5 protein-coding genes are annotated in these 10473 nt (G+C 62.0%); all 5 read right to left on the reverse strand.

What is annotated here, in order from left to right:
* Positions 1–65: 65 nt before the first annotated feature.
* The gene (locus ACW9I6_RS16640) at positions 66–4262 is read right to left on the reverse strand and encodes a YncE family protein (protein ID WP_457339553.1); all 4197 of its coding nucleotides are present in this window, start codon (positions 4260–4262) and stop codon (positions 66–68) included.
* Positions 4263–4387: 125 nt separating this feature from the next.
* Positions 4388–5227 carry an AraC family transcriptional regulator gene (locus ACW9I6_RS16645; RefSeq protein WP_177009627.1) on the reverse strand — a complete coding sequence of 280 codons (840 nt, stop codon included), beginning with the start codon at positions 5225–5227 and terminating at the stop codon, positions 4388–4390.
* Between the two features lie 82 nt (positions 5228–5309).
* Positions 5310–5951 carry a DUF1345 domain-containing protein gene (locus tag ACW9I6_RS16650; RefSeq protein WP_003214055.1) on the reverse strand — a complete coding sequence of 214 codons (642 nt, stop codon included), beginning with the start codon at positions 5949–5951 and terminating at the stop codon, positions 5310–5312.
* A 43-nt stretch (positions 5952–5994) separates the two neighbouring features.
* The gene (locus ACW9I6_RS16655) at positions 5995–9087 is read right to left on the reverse strand and encodes an efflux RND transporter permease subunit (RefSeq protein ID WP_003214052.1); all 3093 of its coding nucleotides are present in this window, start codon (positions 9085–9087) and stop codon (positions 5995–5997) included.
* 12 nt (positions 9088–9099) lie between these two features.
* Positions 9100–10257: an efflux RND transporter periplasmic adaptor subunit gene (locus tag ACW9I6_RS16660; protein WP_457339554.1), complete on the reverse strand. Its 1158-nt coding sequence runs from the start codon at positions 10255–10257 to the stop codon at positions 9100–9102.
* Between the last annotated feature and the right edge of the window lie 216 nt (positions 10258–10473).

Here is a 10473-nt window from a genome sequence, read left to right on the forward strand (position 1 = left end):
GGACAAAAAAAGGGACAAGTCCATGGTTTAGATGGACCTGTCCCGGTTATACCTCGGTTAGTTAATCAATAACGCATGACGTAGAGTCCTTGCGAGTCACTGTCGGTGAAATAAGCTTTTGAACCGTTCGGTAGTACTGCAATATTGCCAGATCCAAACCCAATGTCCACGGGTACAGTCGCTATAAGCCTGTCCGTATTTGTGTCAAATATGTTGAAGACCCTGTACCCTGCCGTATAGACATGAGGAAGTACCGGGTTGACTGCAACCGACCTTCCCCATCCCACCCCAATCACGGTCACCAAACTGTTGGTGTTGGTGTTTATTATCGCCAAGCCATCAGCTCTCGCCAAATAGAGGCGAGGGGTGTTGGTACTTAAAGCCATGGGCCCAATCACTCCCTGAATGACAGTTACAACACTATTGTTTGCAGTATTGATAACAGTCGTATCAACCGCGTTGAAACCGCCGCCATAGGTCGTAAGATAGGCACGCGTATTATTAGGTGAGCGGGCGATGAAGCGAGACTGACCCGCTATTTGAGCTATCCGATTGCCGGTGGCGGCGTCGTAAGTATAAGCACCGCTCCTCGCAGTAACATATAGCCGAGTGCCTGCAGTATTGATCGCCAAGTCCACTATAATTTCATTTACGGTGGCATAGGTCGCAACTCTGGCGAAGGAGGTTGTACTGATTACCGCTATGCTGGTGCGGACCAGGTCCAGGTAGAGTCTTGATCCGTCCGGGTGAATTGCAAGGTGCCCACTGGACTGAATGTCATACGAAGCCGAGTGAATAATGGCGTCCGTTGCTGTGTCGATTACGTAAATCGCAGTTCTACCACCCGCGCCAACAGCGACATAAACGCGGCGCCCGTCAGGGCTGACGACGACCCCGTTTGATGAGTGGAGGAGGGTAGGAATAAATTTGACCTCCGCTAGCCATGTCACGGTATAGGTACTTTGCAGGAGCGGGATGGCTTTTGACTCATCGTCACTGCCGTCATACGTCACTTTGCAGGTCACCGTGAACGTAGTGTTTTTCCCCAGGCTTGCCAGCCAGCTGCGGGAGACAGCTTGGTTGGTGATGCCGTTGGCCGCTTGAGCAGCAGTAATGGCGTGTGCCCTCAGCACCGACAAAGGTTCTACACCTGCCGCCTCCAGCGTGATCCATACACGTTGACCTTGCTTGCTCAATTCCCATTTGGCTACTGAGGCGTGTGCATCCCCGGTGAACGCCTGGAGGTCCAGGGTTGTGCCGCTGTTCATGTTATTGATTCGCGGTTGTGGCGGTCTTCCCGCCGGGATCCTGGCCACTGTCAATACCTGCGTTTCTGAAGGCACCGGGCTGCCATTGATGGTGGCGACATAGCGCAACTCAATGGTTTTGCCGACGCTGTCTGCCAGCACTTCATTGGTAATGACGAAATCCACACGACCGCCGTCCAGGCCGTCCTTGGCGTCAATATCCGCAACACCGCCATCCGGGAAAATCCATTGCAACTGGATGGAATGGCTTGGATTCATGCCGCCATACGCCACCGTGACACTGGCGTTGTCTACGTGGTCCAGCGGCTGAATGGTCAGCGTTGCCCCGGGCTGGTCGTTGAACCGTGGGTGCGGCAGCACGGCGGGCAGGGTTTGCACACGGTGTTCACGCACGCCAAACAGCACGGCGGTGTTCTTGTCGGGGCTTTCTGCCAGGCTGACCCAGAAGCGGATGGTCAGGTGCGAGCCATCCATCAAGCGCTGCAGTTTGTCCACTGGCGCGGGTGGCGAGATACCGTTGGCGGCACCGTTTTCGGTGACCAGGTTGGCGGTGTAGGTGTCCTCGCGGTACGGGCTGCCGTCGGCAAACGTGCCCTCCCAACTCATCCACATAAACTGCCCGGCATCGATAAACGGCCAGACGGATACACGGGCGCGGGCCTGGTCATTGAGTTTCGACAGGTCGAGCAGGGTGCTGTCGCCAATGCCGTCGATCGTCGGTGTGGGCAGCCCGGTGAGGGGAAGCAGGTGCAGGTCGACAGTGTCCGAAGGGTACGGAAAGGCGCCACGGTTGAAGTGGTATTGCACGCTGATCTGGTTGCCACCGGGGCGAATACCCCTGGCGATGGTGCGCGCCGGGATGGTCACGAATACTTCGTTGGTGGACGGGTTGCCCAGGGTGTACTCGGTGGCACTGCCCAGCCCGTCGCGGCTCAACCAGTCGACCTTGATCTGGTCGGTGGCCTGCATCGGCCGGTATCTCACGATGACCTTGGCGCCGCTCAATGCGGCCAGGGGGTTGAGTGCGTCGGGGAACAGGGTGGCGCCGTCGATAACCGGACGGTCCAGTTGCACGCCGCGGCCCACGGTCAGGTTGAGCACCTCGGAGCGCAATACCAGGCGTGGCGGGCCGCTGCGTTCGAGGCTATAGGTAATGCGCAGGCTGCCATTATTGTTGTTGTCGAGGATCGCCCGGCTCACCGGGAAAACCAGGGGCTTGCCTGCCGTGCCGCCGTTGATGCGCACAACGCCACTGGCCGAGCCGTCAAGGCCGGAGCCGATGGCGTTCCAGTGGATCAGGTCACCTTCTTCGGTCTGCCCGTGCGGGGCGGGCAAGGTCAGGGGCAGGGTCAGCAGCAAGGTGGGCGTGGTCACATGGCTGGGGTCGATGTTGTTGCCCAGGGCGCCTTCCAGGTGTGCAGTCGGCATGTTGCCGATGCGTTCACCCACGTGGGCGAACAGCTCGCGGGACTTGCGAGTGGTCAATGCGTTGCCGTCCAGGACGTGGCCGGCGCCATCGTTGACCAGGTAATAAAATGCGATGTCGCCCACGCCTTCAAACTGTTTCAGGTGCTCTTTGCTGACGTAGCGCGTGCCGCCCTGGGCGCCCGCCAGTTGTTCTTCCTCGTAGTCTTCGCCGCCGCCGCCCGGGCGGATATGTTCAATCACTAGGGTTTCCAGCCAGTCCGGGTTGTGGGGTTCGTAGAAGGGGATCTGCACGGTGATGTCCTGATCGGGCTCGATCAGCCCCACCTCGATCGGTGCGACCGTCACTGCCGGCATCGCCACCGGCGTGCCCACCACGCTGACGGAGGTACTGCCGGATTGCTCCACGCGGCCGTCGTTTTTCAGCCACTGGAACGAGACCCGGAAGGACCCGCCCACCAGTTGTTCGATAATCTCCCGGTCGACGGTGACAAATTCAACGCTGAGGTTTCTGTCCACCACCGGGGCCAAGGGGAACACCTGGGTCGAACCGTCGCCCAGGGTACCGAACAAGGTCACCGCCAATTGGTGCCGCGGCAGGGGCGCCGGGGTTTGCCGAGGCACCGTCACCAGCACTTCGAAGGTTGCCTCGCTCTGGGTATCGAAGTCGATCTGGGTCGCCTCTTCGCCATCCACCAGGAAGATCGGTGCAGAAAGCAGGTTCGGATCCAGCTCGCTGTCCAGGAAGTAGGGTTTGGAATACTGGTATTTATCCCCGGAGAAGTTTTGCACCACGTCCGAGACCCGGAACCGCAGGGTCAGCTTGCCGAAATGCCCCCCCTGCAAAATGATGTCCCTGGAGACAAAGACGCGAATCGGCCCTGAACCCGCGACTTCGGCCGGGCTGACGATATGCGTGACTAAAACCCCATCCCACGACAGCTCGATCTGGTCATTCTGGCGCAGGTTTTCATAGCGCTGGATCAGGCACCAGACCCCGCTGTTGGCATTATCTATATTAACGGTGGAGCCCTCAGGTAGGCCTTCCACCGTCATCACCAAGCCCGGGTGCCATTTGCTGCCGGGGTCGTTATCGCGGCCACCGGGGCGGGTGGTCTTGATCAGGATGGTTTGCAGCGGCGACGTACTCTCCTGGCCGCTGCCGGCCCGCACTACGCGGCCGTATATCTGGACGTCGCCTTCGGGGATGAATTCTTCGGGGACGAACAAGTCGTAACGGTCCCGGTCTTCAAGCGCAATATCGGCGGCGACTGCATTGACCAGGTCGTTGAGGTAGAGGGCGTAGAAGTCGTAATTGAAGTTGAACCAGCGTTCGAAGGTCCACTGGGCAAAGGGGCGCACGTGGCGGATGCCCAGGCCGTAGACCCCTCTTTCAGGATACAGCGTGGCATCCAGCGGGACCGACGGATAGGCTGACTTGGGTGGGTCGAGGTCTTCGACGCGGCGCGACGCCAGGCCTGACGATGGGTTATGCAGCACGAGGGCGTTGCCGGGCGGGTTGTTGTCGCCCAGCGGCGCATTATCCGGGGCTATGGGAAAATTGGGCATGGACAGGCTTCCTTGAATGAGGCGCGGCCCTGAGTGGCCGACTGCTGACAAGGAGATCAAACACCTATCGGGGGGCGTGGCGAACCTGTGAGAATTGACAGTGCCGACGAGTGGTGGTGGCGCAGCTAGCGCTGCAAAACGCTTGAACACCGCTTGCGATACGCCGCCGGCGTCAGGCCATACGCCCTCACGAACCAGCGCCCCAGGTGACTCTGGTCGGCAAAGCCCAGGGCAACCGCCACGTCGGCGGGTTGCTTGCCGTTGGCCAGCCAATGCCGGGCGCGGGCCAGGCGCAGTTGCACCAGGTAGGCATGGGGTGGCAGGCCGAAGGCGCTCTTGAAGGCGCGGGTAAGGCGAAAGCGATCGACGCCGCAGGCCAGCGCCAGTTCATCCATGCCCACGTCTTGCTGCAGGTGCGCATGCAGGTATTCCCGGGCCTTGTGCGCCACCCGTGGCAGGCGAGGGTCTTCATGGTAGCGGGTGCGCCAGTGCAGTTGCGCAGTGAGGCGTTCGAGCAGTTGGTCCATTGCCTGTTGCCGCACGATGCGCAGCTCACCTCCGTGCAAGGTCTGGAAGGCCCGGCTGGTGGCCAGGGCCAGGCGCGGGTCGCTGGCCAGGGTGCTGGCAAACCCCAGCTGGCTGTCGAGCGGCGCTTCTTCGAACACTGCGCTGACTTCCCGCGCCAACCACTGCGGGTCGAGGTAAAGCATGTGGTAGGTAAAACCGTCCGCCGTGGGCGCGTCGCCGTCGTGCAGCTCGCCGGGCTCCACCAGGAACACCTGGCCGGGCACGCTGTTATGGCGGGTGCGCCGGCAGTTGAACTGCTGCACACCTTGCTCCGTGACGCCCACCAGGTAGCTGTCGTGCCAGTGCGGGTCGTAGGCGTGGCCCTCGAAATGCGCGCGCAGGGTCTCGATGCCGGTGTCGGCGTCCTGAGCCAGGTCGATCCAGTTGTGGGCGGCCATAAAATACCTATGGGGTGGAACACTGCAAGAGCGAACAAGCTCGCTCCTGCAGGGGCTTAGCGTCTAGAAGGTTTGTGCAGCTTCATCCAAACAATCCGGCGGCGATGTTGATCGAGAACCCCAGGATCGCCGTGTTGAACAGAAACCCGATCAACGATTGCCCCAGCACCACCTTGCGCATGGTACGCGTGGCAACCCCGACATCCGCCGTTTGCACCGCCACGCCGATGGTGAACGAGAAGTACAGGAAGTCCCAGTAATTGGGCGTGCGTAAATCCTCGGCAAAGCGCAGTGCCGGCTCGGGGCCGTCCCAGGTGTAATACAGGCGCGCATAGTGCACGCTGAAAATCACCCCGATCAGCAGCCATGAGCCAACCACCGTCAGGCCGGTAAAACCGTAGTGCAACAGGCGCTGGCTATCGCTCAGGTCCTTGGTGCCCACCAGGTTCAGGGTGATGGTCGCCAGGCTGGCAATCGCTGCGATGCACACCATGAACAACACCAGGCCGGCGTTTTCGTCCTCGATCTCGGCGATGCGTTTCACGTCGTCGGCCCGGGAGTGGCTGGTGAGCCACAGCATCAGCACCAGGTAGGTCCAGACCCCGGCGTTCCAGCCGATGAGGATTTTGCTGATGATCGTGTCGGCGGGAGCCAGGAGCCCCACCGCCAGGCCCAGTACGGCGGCGGAGGACAGGCGAGGGTGGGTGCGTGCGAGGAAGGGCATGGCGCTCACAAATCAGGGATGTGTAAGCACCATAGCGCATTTATTACGTGTGGCGCTTGCGCACCAGCTTCATGACCACGACGAAGAACACCGGCACAAACACCACCGCCAGCGTCGCGGTAATCATGCCGCCGATCACCCCGGTACCGATGGCCTGCTGGCTGGCCGAGCTGGCGCCCGTGGCAATCGCCAACGGCACCACGCCGAGGATGAACGCCAGGGACGTCATGATGATCGGCCGCAGGCGCAGGCGTGCGGCTTTCAACGTGGCGTCGATCAGGTCTTCACCCTGGTCATACAGGTCCTTGGCAAACTCGATGATCAGGATCGCGTTCTTCGCCGACAGCCCAATGATGGTAATCAGGCCGACCTTGAAGAACACATCGTTGGGCATCCCGCGCAAGCTTACGGCCAATACCGCGCCGAGCACGCCGAGGGGCACCACCAGCAGCACCGAGGTCGGAATCGACCAGCTCTCATACAGCGCCGCCAGGCACAGGAACACGATCAGCAGCGACAAACCGAGCAGCAGCGGGGCCTGGGAGCCGGACAAGCGTTCCTGCAACGACAGGCCAGTCCATTCCTGGCCCAGGCCGGCGGGCAGTTGGCTGACCAGGCGCTGGATTTCCTCCATCGCCTCGCCGGTACTGTGGCCCGGTGCCGATTCACCGGAAATCGCGATGGCCGGGTAGCCGTTGTAGCGGGTCAACTGGGCGGGGCCCTGAATCCAGCGCGCCTCGACGAAGGCCGACAGCGGCACCATCTTCCCGGCATTGTTGCGCACATGGATCTTCATCAGGTCGGCCACCTGGCTGCGCTGATCACCTTCGGCCTGCACCACCACCCGCTGCATGCGGCCCTGGTTGGGGAAGTCGTTGATATAGGCCGAACCGATGGCCGAGGACAGCACATTGCCGATATCGGCAAAGGAAATGCCCAGGGCATTGGCTTGCTTGCGGTCCACCTCAAGCTGTACTTGCGGAGCTTCGGCCAGGGCGCTTTCACGCACGTTGGCCAGGATCGGGCTTTTCTCGGCAGCGGCCAGCAGTTCGGTGCGGGCCTCCATCAACGCGGCATGGCCGACGCCACCACGGTCCTGCAGGCGGAACTCGAAACCGCTGGAGGTGCCCAGGCCATCCACCGGCGGTGGCAGGATTGCATAGGCAATCGCGTCCTTCAGCTCACTGAAAGCCGCGTTGGCACGGTCCGCAATGGCCGCGGCGGAATCCTTGCTGCTGCGCTCCGACCAGTCCTTGAGCGTGGTAAACGCCAGCGCGGCGTTCTGCCCCGAACCGGAGAAGCTGAAACCCATGATCATCGTGGTATCGCCCACGCCCGGCTCGCCGGCGTTGTGTGCCTCGATCTGCTCGGCGACCTGCACCGTGCGGTTTTTGCTGGCACCCGGCGGCAGCTGGATATCGGTGATGGTGTAGCCCTGGTCTTCCACCGGCAGGAAGGACGAGGGCAGGCGGGCGAACAGCACCCCAAGCCCCACCACCAGCACCAGATAGATCAACAGGTAACGCCCGCTGCGCTTGAGGGCGTAGGCCACCCAGCCTTCATAGCGGTCGGTGAACTGCTCGAAGCGCCGGTTGAACCAGCCGAAGAACCCGCCTTTCTCATGGTGCTCGCCCTTGGCAATCGGCTTGAGCAAGGTCGCGCACAGGGCCGGGGTCAAGGTCAGGGCGAGGAATGCCGAAAACAGGATCGAGGTGGCCATCGACAACGAGAACTGCTGATAGATCACGCCCACCGAACCCGGCATGAACGCCATCGGCAGGAACACCGCCACCAGCACCAGGGTGATACCGACAATCGCCCCGGTAATCTGGCCCATGGCCTTGCGCGTGGCCTCCTTGGGCGACAGGCCCTCGGTAACCATGATCCGCTCGACGTTCTCCACCACCACAATCGCATCGTCCACCAAAATGCCGATGGCCAGCACCATGCCGAACATGGTCAGCACGTTGATCGAGAAACCCAGCAACAGCATCGTCGCAAAGGTGCCCATCAGCGCGATGGGCACTACCAGCGTCGGGATCAATGTGTAGCGGATGTTTTGCAGGAACAGGAACATCACCGCAAACACCAGCAACATCGCTTCGCCCAGGGTGTACACCACCTTGGTGATCGAGACCTTCACGAACGGCGAGGTGTCGTACGGAATTTTGTATTCGACGTTGGCCGGGAAGTAGCGCGCCAGTTCGTCCATCTTCGCCCGCACCAGGGTTGCGGTGCTCAAGGCGTTGGCGCCCGGTGACAGCTGCACGCTGACGGCGGTGGACGGCTTGCCGTTCAGGCGGGTGGAGAACTGGTATTCCTGGCTGCCGATTTCCACCCGCGCCACGTCACCGACGCGCACGGTGGAACCGTCCGGGTTGGCCTTGAGCACGATGTCGGCAAATTCGGCCGGGGTCGACAGTTGGCCTTTCACCAGGATCGACGCGGTGATTTCCTGGGTCTTGGTGCCCGGCAAATCGCCGATGCTGCCGGCCGACACTTGGGCGTTCTGCGCCGCAATCGCCGCGTTGACGTCGGCCGGGGTCAGGTTGAAGCCGATCAGCTTCTGCGGGTCGATCCAGATGCGCATTGCGCGTTCGGCGCCGTACAGCTGGGCCTTGCCCACACCGTCCAGGCGCTTGAGTTCGTTCATCACGTTGCGCGCCAGGTAATCGCTGAGCGCCACGTCATCGAGCTTGCCGTCACTGGAGGTCAGGGTCACCAGCAGCAGGAAGCCGGCGGAGACTTTCTCCACTTGCAAGCCTTGCTGCGTCACGGCTTGGGGCAGGCGCGGCTCCACGGCCTTGAGACGGTTTTGCACGTCAACCTGGGCCATCTCCGGGTCGGTGCCCGGCTGAAAGGTGGCGGTGATGGTGGCCGAACCGAGGCTGCTCTGGGATTCGAAATACAGCAGGTGATCGGCGCCGTTAAGCTCCTGCTCGATCAGGCTGACCACGCTTTCGTCCAGGGTTTGCGCGGAGGCACCCGGGTACACCGCATAGATCTCGACTTTCGGCGGCGCGACGTTGGGGTACTGCGCCACCGGCAACTGCGGGATGGCGAGGGCGCCGGCCAGCAGGATAAACAGGGCGACCACCCAGGCGAAGATCGGGCGGTCAATAAAGAACTGCGGCATGTTTAACGATCCTTATTGGCCGGATGCCTGGGCGATGGGCGCGGGGCTGTCGTCGACCTGGACTTTCTCGCCAGGGCGGGCGTGTTGCAGGCCTTCGACGACGATACGGTCACCGGCCTTGAGGCCGCTGTTGACCACCCAGCGGTCATTGACCACCGAACCCAGTTCTACCGGCTGCTGGCTCACGGTTTGCTCGGCGTCCAGCAGCAACACCATCGGGATCCCGGCGCTGTCGCGGGTGATCGCCCGTTGCGGCACGCTGATCCCTTGCTGGTCGACGGCTTGCTCCAGGCGCACGCGGATAAAGCTGCCGGGCAGCAGGTCGAGGTCCGGGTTGGGGAACTCGCTGCGCAAGATGATCTGCCCGGTGCCCGGGTCGACGCTGATCTCGGCGAACAGCAACTTGCCCGGCAGTGGGTACGGGCTGCCGTCATCCTGGATCAGCGTGGCCTTGGCCTGGTCCTGGCCGACTTGCTTCAAGTGCCCGGCGCGAAAGGCCCGGCGCAGGTCGTTCAGCTCGCGGGTGGATTGGGTCAGGTCGGCGTGGATCGGGTCCAGTTGCTGGATCAGCGCCATCGGTGTGGCTTCGTTCTGGCCCACCAGCGCACCTTCGGTCACCAGCGCACGGCCAATCCGACCGGAAATCGGCGCAGTCACGGTGGCATAACCCAGGTTCAATTTGGCGCGCTGCACGGCGGCCTGGTTGGCGGCCACATCGGCGGCGGTTTGCCGGGCGGCGGCGCGGGCGTTGTCGTATTCCTGGCCGCTGATGGCGTTGCCTTCCACCAGTTGGCTGTAGCGCTGCTCTTGCAAGCGCGCCTGGAATGCATTGGCCTCGGCCTTGCGCAGGCTGGCCTGGGCGCTGTCGAGGTCGGCCTTGAACGGCGCCGGGTCAATCCGGAACAGCACATCGCCCTGTTTGACGTCATGGCCTTCCTTGAACACCCGTTGCAACACCACGCCGGCCACCCGGGCGCGCACTTCGGCGATGCGTGGCGCGGCAATCCGTCCGCTCAACTCGCTGGTGATGGACAGGGGCTTGGCTTCCAGGGTTTCGATCCGCACCTTGGCCAGCGGCGCCTCGGCGGCGTCGTCCGCCGACTTGCCACACGCGCTCAACGCCAGTGTCAGGGCCAACAGGCAAAACGGCGCAAACAGATTCTTCGACATGCTCATATCCCAATATTGACTGGCGCATCCTACGGGCGCCCCCGCCACAGTGCTGTGAAGCTCTGTAGGTGGTGTGTGAAGAAATGTAAGGTGCGACCCACAGATGCACGCGGGCGTATATCCTTCATAACCGCCGAACCTTACACGATCTTCCTGACACCGAAGATCAAATGTGGGAGCGGGCTTGCTCGCGAAGGCGGTGTGTCAGTCGTCGTG

This window comes from Pseudomonas sp. SDO5522_S412 (assembly GCF_054071215.1).

Bases quoted from the DNA above. Each gene is read 5' to 3' on its own strand.
- ACW9I6_RS16660 (WP_457339554.1), bottom strand. From the start codon at position 10,257: ATGTCGAAGAATCTGTTTGCGCCGTTTTGCCTGTTGGCCCTGACACTG.
- ACW9I6_RS16640 (WP_457339553.1), bottom strand. From the start codon at position 4,262: ATGCCCAATTTTCCCATAGCCCCGGATAATGCGCCGCTGGGCGACAAC.
- ACW9I6_RS16645 (WP_177009627.1), bottom strand. From the start codon at position 5,227: ATGGCCGCCCACAACTGGATCGACCTGGCTCAGGACGCCGACACCGGC.
- ACW9I6_RS16655 (WP_003214052.1), bottom strand. From the start codon at position 9,087: ATGCCGCAGTTCTTTATTGACCGCCCGATCTTCGCCTGGGTGGTCGCC.
- ACW9I6_RS16650 (WP_003214055.1), bottom strand. From the start codon at position 5,951: ATGCCCTTCCTCGCACGCACCCACCCTCGCCTGTCCTCCGCCGCCGTA.